The organism is Pseudomonas sp. RC4D1 (assembly GCF_018390395.1).
In the GTDB taxonomy this organism is placed as follows: Bacteria; Pseudomonadota; Gammaproteobacteria; order Pseudomonadales; family Pseudomonadaceae; genus Aquipseudomonas; species Aquipseudomonas danubii.
Genome location: NZ_JAHBAW010000003.1, coordinates 246,821 through 269,154, shown reverse-complemented (window position 1 = coordinate 269,154; position 22,334 = coordinate 246,821). Strand labels below are relative to the sequence as shown.

General features: G+C 62.8%; 19 protein-coding genes and 1 pseudogene. 13 read left to right on the top strand and 7 right to left on the bottom strand.

Going from position 1 to position 22,334, the window contains the following annotated elements:
* Positions 1–46 precede the first annotated feature (46 nt).
* The 6 genes from KHO49_RS26165 to KHO49_RS26140 all read right to left on the bottom strand — a co-directional run bounded on the left by KHO49_RS26165 (position 47) and on the right by KHO49_RS26140 (position 7,026).
* Positions 47–580 (bottom strand): SUKH-4 family immunity protein, encoded by a 534-nt coding sequence (locus KHO49_RS26165; RefSeq protein ID WP_123393024.1) that lies wholly within the window; start codon positions 578–580, stop codon positions 47–49.
* Positions 581–909: 329 nt separating this feature from the next.
* On the bottom strand, positions 910–1,845 hold the full coding sequence (locus KHO49_RS26160; RefSeq protein WP_213666096.1) for a PoNe immunity protein domain-containing protein: 936 nt from the start codon (positions 1,843–1,845) through the stop codon (positions 910–912).
* Positions 1,846–1,992: 147 nt separating this feature from the next.
* Positions 1,993–2,541 (bottom strand): cupin domain-containing protein, encoded by a 549-nt coding sequence (locus tag KHO49_RS26155; protein ID WP_015635120.1) that lies wholly within the window; start codon positions 2,539–2,541, stop codon positions 1,993–1,995.
* A gap of 248 nt (positions 2,542–2,789) precedes the next feature.
* On the bottom strand, positions 2,790–4,070 hold the full coding sequence (locus KHO49_RS26150; RefSeq protein ID WP_213666095.1) for an NAD(P)/FAD-dependent oxidoreductase: 1,281 nt from the start codon (positions 4,068–4,070) through the stop codon (positions 2,790–2,792).
* Between the two features lie 55 nt (positions 4,071–4,125).
* Positions 4,126–5,616: an aldehyde dehydrogenase gene (locus KHO49_RS26145; protein ID WP_213666094.1), complete on the bottom strand. Its 1,491-nt coding sequence runs from the start codon at positions 5,614–5,616 to the stop codon at positions 4,126–4,128.
* Positions 5,617–5,649: 33 nt separating this feature from the next.
* The gene (locus tag KHO49_RS26140; protein WP_110595901.1) at positions 5,650–7,026 is read right to left on the bottom strand and encodes a glutamine synthetase family protein; all 1,377 of its coding nucleotides are present in this window, start codon (positions 7,024–7,026) and stop codon (positions 5,650–5,652) included.
* Between the two features lie 266 nt (positions 7,027–7,292).
* Between KHO49_RS26140 and KHO49_RS26135 the strand changes: the two genes are divergently transcribed.
* The 5 genes from KHO49_RS26135 (at position 7,293) to KHO49_RS26115 (ending at position 12,507) form a co-directional block, all read left to right on the top strand.
* A complete protein-coding gene (locus KHO49_RS26135) occupies positions 7,293–8,048 on the top strand; it encodes a gamma-glutamyl-gamma-aminobutyrate hydrolase family protein (RefSeq protein WP_213666093.1) in 756 nt (251 codons plus the stop codon).
* A 250-nt stretch (positions 8,049–8,298) separates the two neighbouring features.
* Positions 8,299–9,441 carry a polyamine ABC transporter ATP-binding protein gene (gene potA / locus KHO49_RS26130; protein ID WP_110595902.1) on the top strand — a complete coding sequence of 381 codons (1,143 nt, stop codon included), beginning with the start codon at positions 8,299–8,301 and terminating at the stop codon, positions 9,439–9,441.
* A gap of 44 nt (positions 9,442–9,485) precedes the next feature.
* Positions 9,486–10,367, top strand: coding sequence for an ABC transporter permease subunit (locus KHO49_RS26125; RefSeq protein WP_170004810.1), 882 nt, complete (start codon positions 9,486–9,488; stop codon positions 10,365–10,367).
* Positions 10,364–11,260 (top strand): ABC transporter permease subunit, encoded by an 897-nt coding sequence (locus KHO49_RS26120; protein ID WP_102864200.1) that lies wholly within the window; start codon positions 10,364–10,366, stop codon positions 11,258–11,260. Before KHO49_RS26125 ends, KHO49_RS26120 begins: the two co-directional genes overlap by 4 nt.
* Before the next feature lie 134 nt (positions 11,261–11,394).
* Positions 11,395–12,507, top strand: a complete 1,113-nt coding sequence (locus KHO49_RS26115; protein ID WP_102879977.1) for a polyamine ABC transporter substrate-binding protein — start codon at positions 11,395–11,397, stop codon at positions 12,505–12,507.
* Positions 12,508–12,756: 249 nt separating this feature from the next.
* On the opposite strand, the gene KHO49_RS26110 is transcribed toward KHO49_RS26115, so the two are convergent.
* The gene (locus KHO49_RS26110) at positions 12,757–14,271 is read right to left on the bottom strand and encodes an MFS transporter (protein WP_213666092.1); all 1,515 of its coding nucleotides are present in this window, start codon (positions 14,269–14,271) and stop codon (positions 12,757–12,759) included.
* 135 nt (positions 14,272–14,406) lie between these two features.
* Here KHO49_RS26110 and KHO49_RS26105 point away from each other — a divergent pair, with 135 nt between their 5' ends.
* The 8 genes and pseudogenes from KHO49_RS26105 (at position 14,407) to KHO49_RS31660 (ending at position 22,311) form a co-directional block, all read left to right on the top strand.
* On the top strand, positions 14,407–15,297 hold the full coding sequence (locus KHO49_RS26105; protein ID WP_110595905.1) for a LysR substrate-binding domain-containing protein: 891 nt from the start codon (positions 14,407–14,409) through the stop codon (positions 15,295–15,297).
* Positions 15,298–15,558, top strand: coding sequence for a hypothetical protein (locus tag KHO49_RS26100; RefSeq protein ID WP_213666091.1), 261 nt, complete (start codon positions 15,298–15,300; stop codon positions 15,556–15,558). It begins immediately after the preceding gene.
* 47 nt (positions 15,559–15,605) lie between these two features.
* A complete protein-coding gene (locus KHO49_RS26095) occupies positions 15,606–16,130 on the top strand; it encodes a DUF2867 domain-containing protein (protein ID WP_213666090.1) in 525 nt (174 codons plus the stop codon).
* Positions 16,131–16,154: 24 nt separating this feature from the next.
* Positions 16,155–17,324 (top strand): N-methyl-L-tryptophan oxidase, encoded by a 1,170-nt coding sequence (gene solA / locus KHO49_RS26090; protein ID WP_213666089.1) that lies wholly within the window; start codon positions 16,155–16,157, stop codon positions 17,322–17,324.
* Between the two features lie 171 nt (positions 17,325–17,495).
* Positions 17,496–17,936, top strand: a complete 441-nt coding sequence (locus KHO49_RS26085) for a CBS domain-containing protein (protein WP_102864196.1) — start codon at positions 17,496–17,498, stop codon at positions 17,934–17,936.
* Between the two features lie 304 nt (positions 17,937–18,240).
* Positions 18,241–20,466: an LTA synthase family protein gene (locus tag KHO49_RS26080; RefSeq protein ID WP_213666088.1), complete on the top strand. Its 2,226-nt coding sequence runs from the start codon at positions 18,241–18,243 to the stop codon at positions 20,464–20,466.
* Positions 20,467–20,679: 213 nt separating this feature from the next.
* Positions 20,680–21,456, top strand: a pseudogene (locus KHO49_RS31665) (CHASE3 domain-containing protein); the annotation flags it as partial.
* Positions 21,448–22,311, top strand: coding sequence for a methyl-accepting chemotaxis protein (locus tag KHO49_RS31660; protein ID WP_375538385.1), 864 nt, complete (start codon positions 21,448–21,450; stop codon positions 22,309–22,311). The pseudogene KHO49_RS31665 and the gene KHO49_RS31660, both read left to right, overlap by 9 nt.
* Positions 22,312–22,334: the final 23 nt, after the last annotated feature.

The window sequence follows — 22,334 nt, the reverse complement described above, 5'->3', positions numbered from 1 at the left end:
GCAAGTGGACACCGGCTAGCGAAGCTGCATCAACTTGGATGAATCGTTAGGATTCATCTGCTAGCTCCGAACTCACCTCGGTTTGCCACATAGACCCGTGATCGGCTGCTCGTGAGTCTATGGTTGCAATTGCGTCGAGACAATTATGCATGGTCTCTTTGGTGAGGTGCTCTTGGTAGATGCAAAGGCTCTCAGCAAATTGCGGAAGAGAAGAATTTATGAAAACTCTCTCGTTGTAGCGGTCGTGGTTGAAGAAGATGATGTGTCGGCTGTCCATATCAATGACAATAACGTCGCCAGAACCGTTGTGACCAATAGGGAAACAGGATTCGGGTAAGCCGAAAATTTGTACTCGTGACTCGATTTCGGGCTGTGAGTAGGCATAGAACGAAAGAAACGGCGCGGCATCACACGGCAGTCCTTGTGCCGTCAGAAGGCTTGAATCTTCTCTTGCGAGCCGGTCGGGAAGGGACTCAGGGTCAAACAAAACAAACTCATCAAAATGAAGGTCGAGATCTTCAGGAATCTCTGGCAGAGATGCGACGAATCGATCTTTGAAATTTTTGGATATGTTGTTCATAAGTCCTGACAATTAAGTGGGGTCGGCTTCGCTTGACATTGCAATGACCGCTTTTGGCCTTCTCCGTTGAAGTAGTACTGGTCATGCATCAGCGCGTTCAGCCGCTTACCCACCAGCAAACGCGCCTTGTGCAAGTCTTGAGCTGCTCTCGTATGAGAAAAGCAATAGCGGCTATCCATTAAGCACCTCATGTACGTCGGACGAGGGGCAGTCCACTGCTGACCGAAAACTGCCACTCAAGGACGATGCCGTTGAGTCGATAGCAGCCCCCTTCTGCGTTCGACCAGAAACAAGGGTTGGAAAACGCTACAACGAATGGCAGTCCACCCCTACCCCTGCGCCACCCAATACCAAACCGCTGCCCCCTCAAACTCCGGCATCACTTCCCCCTCCGCAAAGCAGCGCCGCGACTCCGGCTGCGCCGGGGTAAACCAATAACCGGCCTTGCTGCAGGGCTGCCCCGCCACCACCGGCGCTACATGCTTCGGATCGCTCGGCCGAAGGTTCCTCGCATAGGCCACCAGATCCTTGGGATAGACCCTATGCTCGACCCCGCTGTCATCGATGCCATAAAGGAAGGCAATAGCAGCCGCCTCGAACGCCCAATACCCGCAATAGCTGCCTTCGTCCCCTTGCAGGTGGCTGTCGTGCCAGGGCGCTTGCTCGAACGCGGGGTACCAGTCGTCACAGTACTGCTGCAAAAGGTCGCTGGCCTCGGTCGGGTCGTCGGCGTAGATGGCTTGTATCAGCGGTGTGTAGACGTCGTGGTACCAGTCATCGACGTCATATCGGTCAGGCAGCAGTTTGCACAGCAGGTCTTCGTAGAGGGTGTCGTCCCCGGCGTAGCCTGCGGGGTCGATCAGGGCCACGAAGCGTGTGAGCAGGTCGGTGCGGTGCAGCAGGATGCACAGGCTGAACACCTGGGCGCACTCTTGGTACTGATCGAGCCAGTCGTCGATCGCCAAGGGGGTGATGTTAGGAATCTCGTTGTACTCGGCCAGTTGTTTTTGCAGGTATTCGTAACTGTCCACCAGGGTTTCCAGCAAGGGAATCAGCAGGTCGATACTGTGGCCGGCGGTGTAGCGGATGAGGATTTCCTTGAAGATCCACTTCTGGAAATGCCGGGCCCTGAGTGACTTTTCCTGGGCTTCGGAGTCGGCCTCAAAGGTGTTTTCGGCAAAGAATTCCACGCTGTGCTGGTAATTGCTGAAGAAGTTCTCCAGGCGTGCTGCGCTGAGGAATGCTTGTCGTCTGTCCTTGATCATGGGTCTTCCTTGTCTGAACGGCGCCCGCTCCAGGCGTTGCCGGCAAGCGCGGCAACGGCAGTCACCAGTCTAAAAAACAAAGCCCGCGACACAAGGCGAAGGCTGGATAAGGTTGCAACAGGTCGAGCCGGATCAGTCACCCAGCCCTTAGAAGTTCGCCGGGGTGTTGGCGCTGATGATTTCCGCCTCATCCTGGCCAATGTTGCGAAAGCTGTGGGGCAAGGTGGTGGGGAAGTAATAGCCATCCCCCGGGTTGAGCACGCTGACTTGCCCGTCCACGGTCAACTCCACGGTGCCGCGAGTCACCAGCCCGCACTCCTCACCTTCGCTGTGCACGATGGCTTCTTCGCCGGAGCTGGCGCCGGGGGCGTATTGCTCGCGCAGAAAGCGCATCTGCCGGTTGGCTACCGGGGCGCCGATCATCAACAGGCGCAGGCCATCGCGACCCAGGTCGGGCTGTTCGTTGGCGCGGAACACGTATTGGTGCTCCCGGGGCGGCTGGTCGAAGGTGAAGAAGTCGGCCAGGGACATGGGGATGCCTTCCAGCAGCTTTTTCAGGGAGCTGACGGAGGGGCTGACGCGGTTCTGTTCGATCAGGGAGATGGTGGCATTGGTGACGCCGCTACGACGGGCCAGCTCGCGCTGGGAGAGTTTGTAGCTTTCGCGAACGAGTTTGAGTCGGGTGCCCGTGTCCATAACAGCCTTATGTGAGAAGTACTTAAGGGTATTTTTGCGGCGGTTGGGTCGCGAGGATCGCGATTTGGCTGCCCTGGAGCCTGAAAAGGCGGCTATTTAAACATGTTTGACAGGCAAGCTGTAAAGGCTGGCGATGAGGGGTGTAGCGGGGGAAATGTGGGCGCTGTCGGGGGCGTCGGGAGGTCCTGCGGACCTCGTCGCAGCCTGCGGCAGCGGCTACAGGGGAAGGCTGTAGCCGCGGTGCGCATTCAGATGCCGAAGCGGTCGCGAAGGGCGTAGTACGCGGCGCCCAGGGCGGTCAGTGGGGCCTGGAAGGTGCGCCCGCCAATCATCGGCATGTGCGGCAGGGAGGCGAAGGCGTTGAAGCGTTCGGCGTCGCCGCGAATCATTTCGGCAATCAGCTTGCCCGCCAGGTGCGAGCAGGTGACGCCGTGGCCGCTGTAGCCCTGCATGTAGTAGGCGTTCTTTTCGATCCGGCCAAATTGCGGCATGCGTGACATGGTCAGCAGGAAATTGCCGGTCCAGCGGTAGTCGATCTTCACGTCCTTGAGCTGGGGGAAGGTCTTGAGGATCTTCGGCCGGATCAACTGGTCGATGTCGTCCGGTTCCCGGGCGCCGTAGACCACGCCACCGCCGTACAGCAGGCGGTTGTCGCCGGTGAGGCGGAAGTAGTCCAAGAGGTAGTTGCAGTCTTCCACGCAGTAGTTGTTGGCGATCAGGCTGCGGGCCAGTTGTTCGGGCAGTTGCTCGGTAACCACGATCTGCGAGCCGCAGGGCATGCTCTTGCGGGTCACTCGTGGATCGAGGTCTTGCTGCAGGTAGGCGTTGCCGGCGATCAGCAGGTACTTGGCGCGCACCAGGCCCTTGGCGGTACGCACCACGTTGGGTTCGCCGTAGGTGATTTCCACCGCCGCCGACTGTTCGAAGATCTTGCCGCCCAGGCCGATGATGGCGCTGGCTTCGCCCAGGGCCAGGTTCAGCGGATGGATATGGCCGCCCTGCATGTCCAGCAGGCCGCCGATGTAGTTCTTGGTGCCGACTTCGCGGTCGATCTGCGCCTTGTCGAGCAGCTTCAGGTTGTTATTGCCCAGACGCTCCCAGTTGCGTTTCTGCTCCGCCAGGCCCTTGAGCTGCTTGTTGTTCAGGGCGGCGAAAATGCCACCGGGGCGGTAGTCGCACTGGATGTCGTAGTGCTGGATGCGCTGGCGGATGATGTCGGCGCCTTCGAAGATCATGCTGCCGAGCACTTCGGCGCTTTTTTCGCCGTAGCGTTCTTCGATCACGTCCACGTCGCGGCTGTAGGAGTTGACCAATTGCCCGCCGTTGCGCCCGCTGGCGCCGAAGCCGACCTTGGCCGCTTCCAGCACGGTGACGCTATAACCGGCTTCCGCCAGGAACAAGGCCGAGGACAGGCCGGTGTAACCGGCGCCGATCACACAGACGTCGCACTCCACACTCTCTTCGAGTGGCGGGTAGTCGGTGATCTGGTTGCGGGTCGCGGCGTAGTAGCTGTTCACGTAGGTTTGCATGAGAAATTCCCCAGCGGGTACGGGCCCAGGCCCGCCGCCGCTGTTGTTATAAGAGTTAGAGCTTGATCCAGGTCGCTTTGAGCTCGGTGTATTTGTCGAAGGCGTGCAGCGACTTGTCGCGACCGTTGCCGGACTGTTTGAAACCGCCGAACGGCGCGGTCATGTCGCCGCCGTCGTACTGGTTGACCCACACGCTGCCAGCCCGCAGGCCACGGGCAAAACGGTGGGCGCGGCTGAGGTTGGCGGTCCAGACCCCGGCCGCCAGGCCGAAGATGCTGTCGTTGGCAATCTGCAGCGCTTCTTCTTCGGTATCGAAGCTGATGACCGACAACACCGGGCCGAAGATCTCTTCCCGGGCGATGGTCATGGCGTTGGTCACGCCGTCGAAGATCGTCGGCTCGACATACAGGCCGCCAGTGTTTTCCAGGGTGCGGACGCCACCGGCCAGCAGTTGGCCGCCCTGCTCCTTGCCGATTTCGATGTAGCGCAGCACGTTCTCCAGTTGGCGCTGGTCCACCACCGCGCCAACCCGGGTTTCGGGATCGAGGGCATGGCCCGGCTTCCAACCCTTGAGGGCCTCCACCAGCAGCGGGATGAACTGTTCGCGGATCGAGCGTTCCACCAGCAGGCGCGAACCGGCGGTGCAGACTTCGCCCTGGTTGAAGGCAATGGCCGCAGCCGCCGCTTCGGCCGCTGCGCGCAAGTCCGGGGCGTCGGCAAACACCACGTTGGGGCTCTTGCCACCGGCTTCCAGCCACACCCGCTTCATGTTGCTTTCGCCGGAATACACCAAGAGTTGCTTGCCCACGGCGGTGGAGCCGGTGAAGGCCAGCACGTCCACGTCCATGTGCAGGGCCAGGGCCTTGCCGACGGTGTGGCCGTAGCCCGGCAGGACGTTGAACACCCCCTTGGGGATGCCGGCGTCCAGGGCCAGCTGGGCGATGCGGATCGCGGTCAGCGGCGACTTTTCCGACGGCTTGAGGATGAACGAGTTGCCCATCGCCAGGGCCGGGGCGAACTTCCAGCTGGCCATGATCAGCGGGAAGTTCCACGGCACGATGGCCGCCACCACGCCCGCCGGTTCCCGGGTCACCAGGCCCAGCTGGTCGTGAGGGGTGGCCGCCACTTCGTCGTAGAGCTTGTCGATGGCTTCGGCGTTCCAGCGGATGGCGTTGGCCGTGGCCGGAATATCAATAGCCATGGAGTCGCCAATCGGCTTGCCCATGTCCAGGGTTTCCAGGAGCGCCAGTTCTTCCTGGTGCGCAAGGATCAGGTCGGCGAAGCGAATCAGGATGCGCTTGCGCTCGGCCGGGGCCTTGCCCGACCAGACGCCACTGTTGAACGCCTGGCGCGCCACGGCCACCGCACGATCGGCATCGGCCTGATCGGTGCTGGCGACGTTGGCCAGAAAGCGCCCGTCCACCGGGCTCAGGCATTCGAAGGTGGCGCCGCTGGCGGCGGCGCAGTACTGACCGTCGATAAAGGCACGGCCTTCAAGGCTGAGGGACTGGAAGTGCTGCTCCCAGTCGCTGCGGGATTTAGTCATGGCAAATACTCAAGGCAGGAAGTGACACGGTCATCAGACCGTGTGCAGGTACCAGTTGTATTCCAGGTCGGAGATGGAGTTTTCGAACTCCGCCAGCTCACTTTCCTTACAGGCCACGAACACGTCGATGTACATCGGGTCGATGTACTTGGCCATCACTTCGCTGTCGTCCAGTACGCGCAGGGCGTCCCGCAGGTTGGTGGGCAGGCTTTGTTCGTTCTGCTCGTAGGAGTTGCCTTCAACCGGCGCGCCCGGGTCGATCTTGTTGGTCAGGCCGTGGTGAATGCCCGCCAGTACCGAAGCCATCAGCAGGTAAGGGTTGGCGTCGGCGCCAGCCACCCGGTGTTCGATCCGCACTGCGTCGGCGGAACCAGTGGGCACGCGCACGGCCACGGTGCGGTTGTCGATGCCCCAGGTCGGCGAGTTCGGCACGTAGAACTGCGCGCCAAAGCGGCGGTAGGAGTTGACGTTAGGGCACAGGAAGGCCATCTGCTCGGGCAGGGTGTCGAGCACACCGCCGATGGCATGGCGCAAGGCTTCGTTGGTTTCCGGGTCTTCGCTGGCGAAGATGTTGTTGCCCTGCTTGTCGAGAATCGAGATGTGCACGTGCAGCCCGTTGCCCGCCTGGCCTGGGTAAGGCTTGGCCATGAAGGTGGTGTCCATTTCATGGTCGTAGGCGATGTTCTTCACCAGGCGCTTGAGCAGTACTGCGTAGTCGCAGGCTTTGATCGGGTCGCTGACGTGGTGCAGGTTGACTTCGAACTGCGCCGGGGCGCTTTCCTTGACGATGGCGTCGGCCGGAATGCCCTGCTCTTTCGCGCCTTCAAGGATGTCTTGCAGGCAGTCGACGTATTCGTCCAGATCATCGATCAGGTAGACCTGGGTGGAATGCGGACGCTTGCCGGAAATCGGCGAACGGGGCGACTGTGGACGGCCGTTCACGTTGTCCTGATCGATCAGGTAGAACTCCAGCTCGAAGGCGGCGCAGATGGTCAGGCCCAGCTCGTCGAACTTGGTCACCACCTGGCGCAGCACTTCGCGGGGGTCGGCGAAGAATGGCTGGCCTTCAATCTCGTGCATGGTCATCAGCAGTTGCGCGGTGGGACGCTTCTGCCAGGGCTCGACGCTCAGGGTGCCGGGGATCGGATAGCAGATGCGGTCGGCGTCGCCGATGTCCAGGCCCAGGCCGGTGCTTTCCACCGTGGAGCCGTTGATATCCAGGGCAAACAGCGAGGCGGGCAGGTTGATGCCCTTCTCGTAGACCTTGTGCAGCGCGGTGCGCTCGATGCGCTTGCCGCGCACCACACCGTTCATGTCTGCAATCAGCAGATCGACGTAGAGAACCTCGGGGTGTTTTTTCAGGAAGGCATTGGCTTCATTGAGTTGAATGGCACGCGGGGGGACCGACATGATGCACCTATTGTGTTAATTATTATGTTCACTGCTGTGACACGCCAGCAGTCAACCCGAAAGAAAAACCGGAGTCAATAGCCAACAGCAGCGGCTTTTCGTCAATTATTTTGCTCCACTAGAGACAAATAACCGGCGCAATCCGCGCCGCCTGCGGGTTTCGGGCGATTAACGTTTAGAATTTTTTACATGGAAGTTGTTAATTAAAATCAACGAGGATAAGCTCTGGAAAAACTCGTTCCAGCGTGAATTTCGAGGTGATAAAAATGGCATTCAAGCCATTGATCGGCGTTACTGCGTGCGTCAAAGAGATCGGCCTGCACCCCTACCACGTCAGCGGCGACAAGTACTTGCGTGCTGTCAGCGTCGCGGCCGAGGGCCTGCCCCTGATCATTCCTTCCCTGGCGGATCTGATCGATATCGACGATCTGCTGCACAACATGGACGGGCTGCTGTTTACCGGCTCGCCATCCAATGTCGAACCCTTCCATTACCAGGGCACGCCCAGCGAACCGGGCACCGCCCACGACCCGCAACGCGATGCCATCACCCTGCCCCTGCTGCGCGCGGCGATTGCCGCTGGCGTGCCAGTGCTCGGCATCTGCCGCGGCTTCCAGGAAATGAACGTGGCCTTCGGCGGCAGCCTGCACCAGAAGGTGCATGAACTGCCGGGCTACATGGACCACCGTGAAGCCGACGACCCGCGCATCGAAGTGCAGTACGCCCCGGCGCACCCGGTGGCGATACAGCCCGGCGGCGTGTTCGAGGCCATGGGCCTGGCCGGCGAGATCCAGGTCAACTCGATCCACAGCCAGGGCGTCGACCGCCTGGCCCCCGGCCTGCGGGTCGAGGCCCTGGCCCCGGATGGCCTGATCGAGGCGCTGTCGGTGGAACACAGCACAGCCTTTGCCTTCGGCGTGCAGTGGCACCCGGAATGGCAGGTGCTGTCGAACCCGGCCTACCTGCGAATCTTCCAGGCCTTTGGCGACGCCTGCCGGCAACGGGCCGCGCAACGCCGCTAACCGGCAAACCCCGGCCGCCAAGGCGGCCTTCCAGGCATTCAACAAGATCCACCACGCCCTGCCCCACGGCGAGCGCGCCTGCGCGCGCCCCGTGTTCGGCGTGAGCAGCAAACGGCAAGACCACAACAACAAATAGCGTCAGGCCGCCAGGAAGGCAGCGCCGAATCAGCCCGCACCCCCTGCGGGCTGGCAATCAACCTTTAAGCCCGGCCGAATTGGCCAGGCTGCTGACACCTGTTGGGAGTTTCACATGGCAAACGCCTCCAGCACTTACCGCAAGGCCCTCGAAGGCACCCCGAGCCCGCAGAAGGTCCTGGTCAAGATCGACCGCGTGACCAAGAAGTTCGATGAAACCGTGGCCGTGGACGATGTCTCCCTGGAGATCCACCAGGGTGAGATCTTCGCCCTGCTGGGCGGTTCCGGCTCCGGCAAATCCACCCTGCTGCGCATGCTCGCCGGCTTCGAACGCCCCACCGAGGGCCGCATCCTGCTGGATGGCGTGGACATCACCGACATGCCGCCCTACGAGCGGCCGATCAACATGATGTTCCAGTCCTACGCCCTGTTCCCGCACATGACCGTGGCCCAGAACATCGCCTTCGGCCTCAAGCAGGACCGCCTGCCGGCCGCCGAGATCGAGGCCCGGGTCGAGGAAATGCTCAAGCTGGTGCACATGACCCAGTACGCCCGGCGCAAGCCGCACCAGCTGTCCGGTGGCCAGCGCCAGCGGGTGGCCCTGGCCCGCTCCCTGGCCAAGCGTCCCAAGCTGCTGTTGCTGGACGAACCCATGGGTGCCCTGGACAAGAAGCTGCGTTCGCAGATGCAACTTGAGCTGGTTGAGATCATCGAACGCGTGGGCGTGACCTGCGTGATGGTGACCCACGACCAGGAAGAAGCCATGACCATGGCCCAGCGCATCGCCATCATGCACCTGGGCTGGATCGCCCAGACCGGCAGCCCGGTGGACATCTACGAGGCGCCGGTGAGCCGCCTGGTGTGCGAATTCATCGGCAACGTCAACGCCTTCGACGGCACCGTCACCGAAGACCTGGAAGGCTACGCCATCATCGACTGCCCGGACCTTGAGCAGCAGATCTACGTCGGCCACGGGGTCAGCACCTCGGTGCAGGACAAGTCGGTGACCTACGCCATCCGCCCGGAAAAGATGCTGGTCACCACCGTCAAGCCCGACGCCCGCTACAACTGGTCCAGAGGCAAAGTGCACGACATCGCCTACCTGGGCGGCCACTCGGTGTTCTACGTCGAGCTGCCTGGCGGCAAGATCGTCCAGTCGTTCATGGCCAACGCCGAGCGCCGTGGCGCGCGGCCAACCTGGGACGACCAAGTCTACGTCTGGTGGGAAGACGACAGCGGCGTGGTGCTGCGGGCATGAGGACTTCGACCATGAGCACGTTCAATCAGAAGTTGTTCCGCATGCTGCCCAGCGGTCGCAAGCTGGTGATCGGCATTCCTTTCCTCTGGCTGTTCCTGTTCTTCATGCTGCCGTTCTTTTTGGTGATGAAGATCAGCTTCTCGGAAGCGGCCCTGGCAATCCCGCCCTACTCGGAGATCTACAGCTACGCCGAACAGAAATTCCAGCTGCTGCTGAACCTGGGCAACTACGCCATGCTGGCCGGCGACGAGCTGTACCTCTCGGCCTACCTGGGCTCGCTGAAGGTGGCGCTGCTGAGCACCCTGATGTGCCTGGTGGTGGGTTTCCCCATGGCCTACGCCATTTCCAAGGCCAGCAAGGAAACCCAGAACGTCTTGCTGCTGCTGATCATGATGCCGACCTGGACCGCGATCCTGATCCGCGTCTACGCCTGGATGGGCATCCTCAGCAACAACGGCCTGCTCAACAGCTTCCTGCTGTGGACCGGGCTGATCAGCCAGCCGCTGGAAATCCTCAACACCAACATCGCCGTGTATATCGGCGTGGTCTACGCCTACCTGCCGTTCATGGTGCTGCCGCTGTACGCCAACCTGGTCAAGCATGACCAGAGCCTGCTGGAAGCCGCGTCCGACCTGGGTTCGAGCAACTTCAACAACTTCTGGAAGATCACCGTGCCCCTGGCCAAGAACGGCATCATTGCCGGTTGCATGCTGGTGTTCATCCCGGTGGTCGGCGAGTTCGTGATTCCAGAACTCTTGGGCGGCCCGGAAACCCTGATGATCGGCCGCGTGCTGTGGCAGGAATTCTTCAACAACCGTGACTGGCCGGTGGCCTCCGCCCTGGCGGTGGTGATGCTGGCAATCCTGATTATTCCGATCCTGCTGTTCAACCGCAGCCAGGCCAAAGAGATGGAGGCACGGGCATGAAACGCTTCGAATTTTCCAAACTGATGCTGGTGCTGGGCCTGCTGTTCATCTACCTGCCGATGCTGATCCTGGTGATCTACTCGTTCAACGCCTCCAAGCTGGTGACGGTGTGGGGCGGCTGGTCGATCAAGTGGTACGTCGGCCTGCTGGACAACCAGCAACTGATGGGCTCGGTGATGCGCTCCCTGGAAATCGCCCTGTACACCGCCGTAGCGGCGGTGGCCCTGGGCACCCTGGCGGCCTTCGTGCTGACCCGAGTCACCCGCTTCAAGGGCCGCACCCTGTTCGGCGGCCTGGTGACCGCGCCGCTGGTGATGCCCGAAGTGATCACCGGCCTGTCGCTATTGCTGCTGTTCGTGGCCATGGCGCAATTGATCGGCTGGCCCATGGAGCGGGGCATCGTCACCATCTGGATTGCCCACACCACATTCTGCGCCGCCTACGTAGCCGTGGTAGTCTCCGCGCGCCTGCGGGAGCTGGACCTGTCCATCGAAGAAGCGGCCATGGACCTGGGAGCGCGCCCGTTCAAGGTGTTCTTCCTGATCACCATCCCGATGATCGCGCCGTCACTGGCGGCCGGCGGCATGATGTCCTTTGCCCTGTCCCTGGATGACCTGGTGCTGGCCAGCTTCGTATCCGGCCCGGGTTCCACCACCTTGCCGATGGAAGTGTTCTCGGCGGTGCGCCTGGGGGTCAAGCCCGAGATCAACGCCGTGGCCAGCCTGATCCTGCTGGCGGTGTCCCTGGTGACCTTCCTGGTCTGGTACTTCGGCCGTCGCGCCGAAGCCGCCCGCAAGCGGGCGATCCAGGAAGCCATGGACTTCACCGCCAACGAATCCTGGCAGCCACCGGCGGCGAAAAAACCTGCTGTACCCGCGCCGGCGACGGCCTGACGGCCTCTTCGCCAGCAAGCTGGCTCCTACAGACAACACAAACCTGTAGGAGCCAGCTTGCTCGCGAAAGCCTCCACCCTGATATCCACCTTGCACACGCAGCAATCTGCACAATAAGAAATGGAGTTGTAGTGATGAAAATGCTTGGCAGGACACTGTTCGCCAAAACCCTGCTCTCACTGTCCTTGATGGGCGCGATGGTGACCGGCGCTCAAGCCAACGATAAGGTGCTGCGCGTTTACAACTGGTCGGACTACATCGCCCCGGACACCCTGAAAAAGTTCGAGGCCGAAACCGGTATCCACGTCACCTACGACGTCTTCGACAGCAACGAAACCCTGGAAGCGCGCCTGCTCACCGGCAAGTCCGGCTACGACATCGTGGTGCCGTCCAACAGTTTCCTGGCCAAGCAGATCAAGGCCGGGGTCTACCAGGAACTGGACAAGTCCAAACTGTCCAACTGGAAAAACCTCAACCCGGTACTGCTGAAAAACGCCTCCGCCAGCGACCCGGGCAACGCCCATGCCTTCCCCTACATGTGGGGCTCGATCGGCATCGGCTACAACCCGGACAAGGTCAAGGCAGCCCTGGGCACTGACGCCCCGACCAACTCCTGGGACCTGCTGTTCAAGCCCGAGAACGCCGAGAAGCTCAAGGCTTGCGGCATCAGTTTCCTCGACTCGCCCACCGAGATGCTCCCGGCCGCCCTGCACTACCTGGGCTACCCGGTGACCAGCAAGGACAAGGCGCAGATCCTCGAAGCCCAGGAGCTGTTCATGAAGATCCGGCCTTCGGTGACCTACTTCCATTCCTCCAAGTACATCTCGGACCTGGCCAACGGCAACATCTGCGTGGCCGTGGGTTACTCCGGCGACGTGCTGCAGGCCCGCTCCCGCGCCGAAGAGGCCGGCAACCAGGAGAAGGTCGCGTTCAGCATTCCCAAGGAAGGCGCCGGCAGCTTCTACGACATGATGGCCATCCCCAAGGACGCCGCCAACGTCGACAACGCCTACCTGTTCATGAACTTCCTGATGCGCGCGGACATCATTGCCGAGGTCACCAACAGCCTGGGCTACAGCAACGCCAACGCGGCGGCCACGCCACTGGTGGACGAAGCGATCCGCAACGACCCGGCGTCCTACCCACCGCAAGAGGTGCTGGCGACCCTGTATGCGGTGCCGGATCAGCCGATTGCCATCCAGCGCGTGATGAACCGCGGCTGGACCAGGATCAAGCTGGGTAAATGATCCAAGCCGCTGATCCAAGCCGCCCGCCGAACAGGCGGGCGCTGCTGCCCTTTTTCCGTTCCTGTCGCGCCTTACCACCGCGATGCCCATGCGAACGGCTTCACCCGGCTCCCTCGGTTGGGGTGAATCCTTGGCGCCTTCGGGCGCCTTTTTTGCGTTCCCTGTAGCCGCTGCCGCAGGCTGCGAACGGCTTGGGCAACAGAGGGGCCTGCGCCCCCTTTTCGCAACCTCGCTGATGCGCGGCAGCGGCTACTGCGCGATCGACTCCGCTGGCTTTTGCTGCCATGGGGCGAATATCAGCAGACTGAACACTGCCAGCCCCCAGACACTCAAGCCGCCGTACAGCATGACCCAGCCAAAGCCATGGACCAGGGCCGCCTGCGGCGTACCTTCCGCCAGCCACGGCAAAGCTTCCAAAGAGCCGCTGCCAGAGGCAATCTGCTGCACCCAACCCTGCAGTTGCCCGGCATCCAGCGCCCCACTCAGGTGACGCCGCAGGTAGGCGCCCACCCCCGCCACCAGGATCAAGCCCATCAAGGCAATGTTCAGCGCCAGGGAAATCATCCGCGCACTCATGTCGATCCCCGAGGCCATGCCGGCCTGATCGACGGGCACCGATCCAGTGGTGGTATTGGTCACCGGCGTATTGCAGATGCCCAGACCGATCCCCGCCAGCAGCGCGCCGGGGAGCATGAACACACCGCTGCTGAAGGCCCACTGGCTGGCACCAAACATCGCCACAAAGCCCAGGCCGATGCCGGACAACCCCAGAGGAATCACCCAACCGGCCTCGAAACGCAGGGCCAGGCGTTCGCCCATGGGCGGCAGGATCAGGGTCGGCAAGGTATAGGCCAGCAGCGCCAGTCCGCTGTGCAGGCTGTCGTAGCCCAAGGCGCCGTGGAAGTAGATAGGCAGGTAGATCATGAACGGCCAGAAGCTGAAATTCATCCCCATGGAACCCAGCAACGCCCCGGAAAACCGGCGGTTCCTGAATACCCCCAGCTCGAACATCGGTTGCCGGCTGCGGCGCTCGGCACGGATAAAAGCAGCGAAGCAGCCCAGGGTCGCAAGCACCACGACCAGTGCGCTGAAGCGGCTCAGGGTTGGGCCCTGGGTCAGCACAAAGGTCAGACCGAACACCGCCAGCGACAGCAGCACGATGCCGGCGCTATCGAGCTTGCAGGCCCGTGCCTGACGGGCCTCCTCGACCCCGGCCACGGCAAGCCCAAGGGTCAGCAGCGCCAGCGGCCCGTGCACCAGGAAAATCCACGGCCAGCTGGACAGCGACAGGATCGCTCCGCCAATGATCGGCCCGAACCCCAGGCCAATGCCGAACACCACGCCCCACGCGGCGAAGGCCCGGCTGCGCTCACGGCCCTGACGAAACTGCTGGGACAGGATCGCCACCTGGGTGATCAGCATCGCGCCCCCGGCCAGGCCTTGAAGGGCCCGACTGGCGATCAGCGCCGTCATGTTCTGGGCCAGACCACAGAGCAGCGAGGCCAGGCCAAAGGCGACGATGCTGAGGACAAATACCCGCTTGCGGCCAAAGCGATCGGCCAGGGCGCCGGTGGCCATCAGCACCGCGGTGCAGGCGATGGTGTAGGCATTCATGATCCATTGCAGGTCGGTAAAGCGGCCCTGCAGACGGTCTTCCAAGGCCGGGAGAATCACCGGCACGCTGGAGATTTCCAGGCCGAACATCAGCGCGGCCAGGCAGACCGCCGCCAGGGCCAGGGTGTTGCGTGAAGAAGGTTGAGGCATCGAAGGTTGTCCGCAAGTGGTGTCGCCACCCGTCCAGGGGCGACCGAGGGGTCAAGTCTGGGCAACGCCACTCAATGACGGAAATGATTAGATTTTGTAGGATTGAGTAATTCCCATCATGAATGACAGTCTGCCTTGAACATCGATCCCACCCTGCTGCGGGCCCTGGTCGCAGTCCATGAATGTGCCGGCTTCACCCGTGCTGGCAAGCGCCTGAACCTGACCCAGTCGGCGGTCAGCCATCAGATACGCCGTCTGGAAGAGCAACTGGGCCGGCCCCTGCTGCTGCGCACCACCCGGCGCCTGAGCCTGACCGAAGACGGCCAGGAAGTGCTGCAGCACGCGCAACAGATCCTCGCCTCCCTGGACGCCCTGGCCCGGCGCTTCCAGCCGTCGCGGCTGAGTGGCGTGGTGCGCTTCGGGGTGCCCGAGACCTTTATGGGGGAGCGCCTGCCGCCACTGCTCTGCGAGTTTTCCCGAGCCTTTCCCGAGGTGCGCCTGGACGTCAGCGTTGGCACCTACCTGGACCTGCGCCAGATGCTCAAGGCCGGGGAACTGGACCTGGCTGTGGTGCTCTCGGAGCCGGGGCGGCGTGACAGCGGCACCGTGCTGCGCAGCGCCCAGTTCGTCTGGGTCGCCGCCGAGCACTTCGACCTGGCCCCGGGCGCCTCGCTGCCCCTGGCCCTGGCGCCGGCCCCCTGCGTCAATCGGCAGATCGGCCTTGATGCCCTGGGCGAAAGCGCCGCCAGTTGGCATGTGGCGTTCAGCTCGCCAAGCCAGGAAGGCATCCGCACGGCAGTGCTCGCCGGTCTCGGAGTCACCGTGCAGATGGCCAGCGACCTGCGCCCGGGCCTGCGCATCGTCGATGGTGAATACGGCCTGCCGGGGTTGCCCGGAGCGCGCTTCCTGCTGGCCTGGAGCAGCGGCGAAAAGACGGCGGCAGCCCAGGAGTTCGGTCAGTTGCTGCTACAGAACGCCGAGCCGGCCGCCAGGGGGGGAAAAGACGCGGTCCGCCAGCAGGCTTAAGTGGCAAGCAGCCATGCGTTGGCTGAATTCAGTCCGCGTGCCACCGAACTCCACCGTTCAATGGTCGGCACAGGTCCCTTCGACCTGCTTGCAACTTCGTGCGTGTTTGTGCTGATTCCGGCCCTAGCAGTGCGGAAAACCACCGAATCCTTGCGCGCTGTCACCTGGCAATGGCAACCCTCGGCCAGCGGCAACTGGCCGCTACACAACAGCAAGTTCCTCGCCTTAGGAAGTGGTATTTTTTTGCGACTTCTGGCGTGACTGATCGGCATGAAGCCAAAGCCGCCAACTTTCAAGGAGCTGCACCGATGAAGTCCGCAGTACACGCTTGCCCGTTGCCCCATGACTCCAGCATCGCTGCCCTGGCCCCAGGCGCGACCTTCGTCGACTGCCGTCGCACCCTGGCGACCGACCCCGAACGCAGCGCCATGCGCCACCTGCTGAACCTGATGAGCCAGACCCCGGCCTGGATCGACCGCCTGATGGGCCTGCGCAACCGTGTGGTGCAGTGGTTCGGCCTCAAGGACCTGGGACGCCTGACCCGCATTGACCTGTCGCGCCCCGACGAGGATTACCAGCCCGGCGACCGGGTCGGCATCTTTACCCTGATCTCGCAGAGCCCCGATGAGGTGCTGGTGGTGGATCGCGACAAGCACCTGGACGTGCACCTGTCCCTCAACCTCCAGCCCCTGACCGCTGAGGGCCTGCGGCCGATCGTGCTGTCCACCGTGGTCCATCCGCACAATCGCCTGGGGCGCCTGTACATGCTGCCGGTGGCGCCGTTCCACCGGATCATCGCGCCCATGACCCTGGCCACCATCAATAACCGCTGAGCCTTCACCCCCAAGGATCTTGCCGTGCAGACACCCGAATTCGATGTTGTCGTCGTAGGCCTGGGCGCCATGGGCGCCGCCACCCTCTATCAACTGGCCAAGCGCGGGGTCAAGGTGGCGGGCATCGACCGCTTCGCCCCGCCCCATGACCAGGGCTCCAGCCATGGCGACACCCGCATCACCCGCCAGGCGGTGGGCGAAGGCGCGGCCTATGTGCCCCTGGCGATCCGCTCGCAGCAGATCTGGCGCGAGCTGGAAGCCGAACTGGATGTGCCGTTGTTCGAGCAATGCGGAGTTCTGGTGATGACCGCCAGCACCGATCCGCAACGCCCGGCGGATGCCCGGGACTTCACCGACAACAGCATCGAGCTGGCCCGGCGCTACGGTATCGAGCATGAAGTGCTCGACGCTGCCGACATTCGTCAGCGCTTCCCGCAGTTCGCCCCGCTGGCGGACAGCGCCCGGGGCTACTTCGAACCCGGCGGTGGTTTTGTCCGCCCGGAACGCTGCATCGACGCGCAACTGACCCGGGCCCGGCAACTGGGCGCGACCCTGATCACCGGCCAGACGGTGCTAGAGCTCAAGCCCGACACCGAGGGCGTGGAGATCATCAGCACCGGCTCGCCGATCAAGGCCCGGCAAGTCATCGTCAGCGCCGGCATGTGGTCGGCGCAGTTGCTCGGGGCGCCCTTCGACACACTGCTGCAGGTCTGTCGCCAGCAGCTGTACTGGTTCCGCCTCGATGAGCCCCAGCACTACCCGGCCCGCTCGCCGAGCTTCATCCTCCACAGCGCCGGCGATGTCGACGCCTGCTACGGTTTCCCGCCGATTCCCGGCGAAGGCAGCGTGAAGATCGCCACCGAGCAATACCGCGTCAGCAGCCAGCCGGACAGCCTCGACCGCCAGCCCAGCCTCGCCGACGCCCAGCGCCTGTTCCACGAGCTGGTGGCGCCGCATATCGCAGGGCTCGCGCCGGAGCTGGTGAAGGCCAGCGTCTGCGCCTACACCGTGACTCCGGATTCGGGCTTTATCATCGACCGTCACCCGCACCTGGCCCACGTCACCGTGGTCAGTGCCTGCTCCGGTCATGGTTTCAAGCATTCGGCGGCGATTGGCGAAGCCTTGGCCCAGTGGCACGTGGACGGGCACAGCGAGATCGACCTGAGCAGTTTCTCTCTGCAGCGCTTCCTCTGAAGGCAACGACCCCTTTATCGGGGCGCTGATGAAAAAAATAATCCCCGGGCTGACGTTTTTCGCCGTTTATCTGCCGTTTTCAGCCTTGCCGACGGGCCCAGTCTCTACGATTCTTTAACAAACCCTCAGGGCGGCGCATCGCCGCCCCACGTAGAACCACCGGAGCGCCCCATGAAGAGCGTCGCAGAACTGCTGAAACTCAAGGCCAAGCACAACCAGCAAGTGCACACCATCGCCCCGCACCAGATGGTCCTGGAAGCGCTGATGCTGATGGCCGAAAAAAACGTCGGCGCCTTGCCGGTGATGGAGAACGGTCAAGTGGTCGGGGTCATCAGCGAGCGCGACTATGCGCGCAAACTGGTGCTCCACGGGCGCTCCTCGGTGGGCACCCCGGTCAGCGCCATCATGAGCTCGCCGGTGATCACCGTGGACTCCCACCAGAGCGTGGAAACCTGCATGAGCATCATGACCGACAGCCACCTGCGCCACCTGCCGGTGGTGGAGAACGGCCAACTGCTGGGCCTGCTGTCCATTGGCGACCTGGTCAAGGAAGCGATTGCCGAACAGGCCGACCTGATCCGCCAGCTGGAGCAATACATTCGCGGCGAGTAACCCCGCAAACCTTGCATCGCCCCAAATGGCGCCATCGCTGGCCAGCCCGCACCTGCAACAGCGCGGCGCCATCAACTTGGAGCAGATCCAGCGGTGCTGGTTTTTTCACACTCTGAAATAGTAAATCCCGCCACTGACAGCCCCGTCCACAACAGCCGTCAGACGCCTGAGTACTGGCCTTCAGCTCAATCTGAAGAGCATCCGGGCCAATTCTCAACTCGGCCAAAACTGAATTCCCCCCATGAATAAGAAACGTCTTACCTGAAGCTCTTGTTAAACTCGCGCACATTTGCGTGAAGATTTAATGACAGGCAGGTTATTTGTGAAGTTGATCCGTCGTTGCCTCCAACACCCTCTTGCTCCCCTGTGCACCTTGTTCGGCCTGCTGTTGCTGGTGCCGATGGGCGCGCGCCTGGCCCTGGGCTGGTCCAATCCGCTGGGTTACCTGTCCGACCTGGCCAGCGCCAGTCTGCTGACCCTGCTCTTGTACCGCCGCCGCTGGTGGCTGGCGCTGCCGGTGCTGCTGGTGTGGGCACTGCTGACCCTGGTCAGCGCCGAGCTGGTGAGCGCGGTGGGCCGCATGCCCAACCTCGCCGACCTGCATTACCTGGTGGACCCGCAATTTGTCGGCAATTCCACCGGCGGCGGCCTGACCCACCCTGAGCTGGGGCTGACCCTGCTGCTGGGGCTGGTGCTGTGGCTGGTGGTCCAGCGCAGCAGTCGCGCAGTGAAAACCCCGACACTGCCACGCACGCTCTGGATTCTGCCGCTGGGCTTGCTCCTGACCCACGGCGCCACCCAGTACCTCAAACCCAGCGAAGCCGATCAGTGGCAGCTATTCAACCTGCCCCACCAGGCCCTGGCCACCGCCACCGGCCAGGCGCAGATGCAATTGGAAGACTGGCTGCAAGGCGATGTCGCCGATGTGCCGCCGCCCATGGCCGGCCTGACCCGTCTCGACCTTGAAGGCCAGCCGCTGCTGCCCAGCGCCGGCCGCGCGCGTAACGTGCTGCTGATTACCCTGGAAGGCATTCCCGGGGCCTATATCCGCACCAACCGCGAGGCCCTGAACAGCCACTATCAGGAAGACCTGATGCCCAAGCTCAGCGCCTGGGCCGAGCGAGGCATGAACACCCCGGACTACGTGCTGCACAGCCACCAGACCATTCGCGGCCTGTACGCCATGCTCTGCGGCGACTACGACAAGCTCGACAACGGCACCCCCAAGGGCGTCGAGATGCTCACCCAGAACCAGCGCAACCAGGCCTGCCTGCCGGCGCAGATGCACAAGTTCGGCTTCAACACCCACTACCTGCAGGGCGCCGGCCTGCGCTTCATGGCCAAAGACAAGATCATGCCGCACATCGGCTTTGACGCGACCCATGGCCTGGAGTGGTTCAAGAACGACAACTACCTGGAATTCCCCTGGGGCAAGGACGACAAGGCCTTCTTCGAAGGCGCCCTGAGCTACGTGGATCAGTTGAAGAAGAAAAAGCAGCCCTGGATGCTCACCCTGCTGACCGTCGGCACCCACCAGCCCTACTCCGCGCCCGATGACTACCTGGAGCGCTACGAGACGCCCAAGCAGGCGGCGGTCGGCTACCTGGACGACGCCATCGACCAGTTCCTCACGGAGCTGGAACGCAAGGGCGTGCTCAAGGACACCCTGGTGATCATCACCTCCGATGAATCCCACGGCATCGACGGCGTGCGTCTGGCCTCGTCCTGGGGCTTCAACCTGATGCTGGCCCCGGACCAGGACCTGCTGCCCCATATCAAGTCCGGGACCTACGGCCACGTCGACCTCAGCGCCTCGGTGCTGGACTACTTCGGCCTGCCGGTGCCCGCCAGCCTCAGCGGCCGCTCGTTGTTCCGCGACTACGCCCAGGGCCGGGAAATCATGTCCTACACCAACGGCAAGCTGCGCTACCACGACGGCCAGGGCACCTTCACCGAATGTGATTTCCAGCAGCGCTGCCGCTACTACTCAAGCCCCGGTTTCATCGCCGACAGCGCCAGTCTGCAGGGTCAGTACGGCGGCCTGCGGGCCCGGCAGATCAGTGCCCGAGCCACGCATCTGGATCGCAGCCTGCTGCAATCGCCCCTGAACCAGCACTATCAGTTCGGCAGCCCGGCGATCATCCCGCTACAGGCGCAGATCAAGGATGACTGGGCCGACAACCTGATCGGCGCCCAGTACCTGGAAATGCCCAAGGGTTCCCAGACCCGGGTGCGCTTCACCGTGCGCTCCGCCGACCCGCAGCAAAACGCCTACATCCTGCTCAAGGGCAAGGAACTGGAACAGGACGTCCCCCTGGGCCTGCCGGAAGAAATGCTGGTAACCCCCGACCAGCCGCTGCAGATGGACTTCAGCTTCGACAACCCGGAAACCCGCAAGGCGTTCTCCTTCCACCTACTGGGCTACGGCCTGGGCGCGGTGGAAGTCAGCGACTTCAGCGTGATCACCGAGTTGCCGGGGCAACCTGAAAACGTCGAACCCGAAGAAGACAGCAACGCCCACTCCAGCTGAACCCTGCCGGACATCGAGCATCGCCCTTTCGGGCGACGCTCGATGCGCCCCTCTACACGCCCCGCAAAAAATATTTTCCTGTACATGAAACTTTTTTTGTACAGGAAAAGTCGGACCGTTGATGTCATTTGAACATCATTGAGCTATCACGCTGCCTCGTCGAGACACAGCCCTGTGAAGCATTCAGTCAACGGTTTAGGAGCGGTCCTTCCTATGTTTTCCAATCTGAGCATTTCACAAAAGCTCTATGCCGGTTTCGGCGTCGTCCTGCTGATCCTCCTGCTGCTGGTACTAGCGGCCCTGCGCGGTTTCGATCAGGTCAGCAGCAGTGTCAAAAGCAACATCCACAGTTACGAGGTCCTGAGCCAGTCCGACGCCCTGCTGCGCAGCCTGATCAATGTCGAGACCGGCATGCGCGGTTATGCCCTCACCGGTCGCGACAGCTTCCTCGAACCTCTGGAGCAAGGCGAAAAAGCCTTTGCCGACTATTACGCCCGGATCAAAAGCAGCACCTCCGACAACCCCGAGCAGCAGGCGCGCCTGGAGCGACTCAAGGCCCTGCACGACCAGTGGCTGCGCGACGACGTCCAGGGCAACCTGGACCTGCGCCGGGCGATCAACGCCGGAAGCCAGCCTGCTGAAGCCATGGCGGCACAAATCAGTGCCGGCCGCGACAAGGCCAAGATGGACGCCATGCGCCAGCTCACCAGTGAGTTGCGCGACGCGGAAAAAAGCCTGCAGGACGCCCGCAGCCAGGCCATGGACGACGCCAAGGCCTCGGCCCTGGCGATCCTGATCGGCGGCGGCTTGCTGGCGGCGGTGCTGGCCATGCTGGTGGCCTGGTCGCTGTCCAGCAATCTGGTGGGCCGTATCCGCCAGGCCGTGGACGTGGCCAAGGCCATCGCCGCCGGCCGCCTGGACAGCAGCATCAGCGCCACCGGCCGTGATGAGGTGAGCAACCTGCTGCAGGCCTTCGCCGCCATGCAGGAGCGCCTGCGGACCATGATCAGTCAGATCAAGCAGGGGGCCGACCAGTTGGTCAGCGCCTCCCAGAGCATTTCCAGCGCCTCGTTGCAGCTCTCGGCTTCGGCCCAGGAGCAGTCCCACTCGGCCTCCTCCATGGCGGCCACGGTGGAAGAACTGACCGTGAGCATCAACCATGTGGCGGACAACGCCGGGGATGCCCACGCCCTGTCCAGCGAGTCCGGGCGCCAGTCCGAGGAAGGCGGCAGCGTGATCCAGGACACCCTGGGCAGCATGCGCCTGATCGCCGAGACTGTGCAGGCTTCGGCCACCCAGATTGGTGAACTGGGTCAGCACGCCGAGCAGATCTCCAGCATTGTCAGCGTGATCAAAGGCATTGCCGAACAGACCAACCTGCTGGCCCTGAACGCGGCCATCGAAGCCGCACGGGCTGGGGAACAGGGTCGCGGCTTTGCCGTGGTCGCCGATGAGGTGCGCCTGCTGGCCCAGCGCACGGCCAACTCGACCCAGGAGATCACCGAGATGGTCGGCAAGATCCAGCTGGGCACCCGAGAGGCGGTGAGCAGCATGGACGTGGGGGTCAATCAGGTGAAAAACGGCGTCGAACTGGCCCAGCAGGCCGGTGAGGCCATCGTCAATATCCGCACCTCGTCCGGCAATGTGGTGCGGGTGGTGGACCAGATCTCCCTGGCCCTGCGGGAGCAGACCGCCGCCAGTCAGGATGTGGCGCGCAATGTCGAGCGCATCGCGCAGATGTCCCAGCAGAACAGCCAGGCCGTGGAGGAAACCACCGAGACGGCCCGCTCCCTGCAGCAACTGGCGCAGAACCTGGAGCAACAGGTGAACGTGTTCCATCTGTAGGTTCAGCGCCCTGGCCAGGGCGA

Bases quoted from the DNA above. Each gene is read 5' to 3' on its own strand.
- KHO49_RS26095 (WP_213666090.1), top strand. From the start codon at position 15,606: ATGAAGTCCGCAGTACACGCTTGCCCGTTGCCCCATGACTCCAGCATC.
- KHO49_RS26120 (WP_102864200.1), top strand. From the start codon at position 10,364: ATGAAACGCTTCGAATTTTCCAAACTGATGCTGGTGCTGGGCCTGCTG.
- KHO49_RS26150 (WP_213666095.1), bottom strand. From the start codon at position 4,070: ATGCAAACCTACGTGAACAGCTACTACGCCGCGACCCGCAACCAGATC.
- potA (WP_110595902.1), top strand. From the start codon at position 8,299: ATGGCAAACGCCTCCAGCACTTACCGCAAGGCCCTCGAAGGCACCCCG.
- KHO49_RS26085 (WP_102864196.1), top strand. From the start codon at position 17,496: ATGAAGAGCGTCGCAGAACTGCTGAAACTCAAGGCCAAGCACAACCAG.
- KHO49_RS26140 (WP_110595901.1), bottom strand. From the start codon at position 7,026: ATGTCGGTCCCCCCGCGTGCCATTCAACTCAATGAAGCCAATGCCTTC.
- KHO49_RS26135 (WP_213666093.1), top strand. From the start codon at position 7,293: ATGGCATTCAAGCCATTGATCGGCGTTACTGCGTGCGTCAAAGAGATC.
- KHO49_RS26155 (WP_015635120.1), bottom strand. From the start codon at position 2,541: ATGGACACGGGCACCCGACTCAAACTCGTTCGCGAAAGCTACAAACTC.
- KHO49_RS26165 (WP_123393024.1), bottom strand. From the start codon at position 580: ATGAACAACATATCCAAAAATTTCAAAGATCGATTCGTCGCATCTCTG.
- KHO49_RS26110 (WP_213666092.1), bottom strand. From the start codon at position 14,271: ATGCCTCAACCTTCTTCACGCAACACCCTGGCCCTGGCGGCGGTCTGC.
- KHO49_RS26115 (WP_102879977.1), top strand. From the start codon at position 11,395: ATGAAAATGCTTGGCAGGACACTGTTCGCCAAAACCCTGCTCTCACTG.
- KHO49_RS31660 (WP_375538385.1), top strand. From the start codon at position 21,448: ATGCAGGAGCGCCTGCGGACCATGATCAGTCAGATCAAGCAGGGGGCC.
- KHO49_RS26080 (WP_213666088.1), top strand. From the start codon at position 18,241: ATGACAGGCAGGTTATTTGTGAAGTTGATCCGTCGTTGCCTCCAACAC.
- KHO49_RS26160 (WP_213666096.1), bottom strand. From the start codon at position 1,845: ATGATCAAGGACAGACGACAAGCATTCCTCAGCGCAGCACGCCTGGAG.
- KHO49_RS26145 (WP_213666094.1), bottom strand. From the start codon at position 5,616: ATGACTAAATCCCGCAGCGACTGGGAGCAGCACTTCCAGTCCCTCAGC.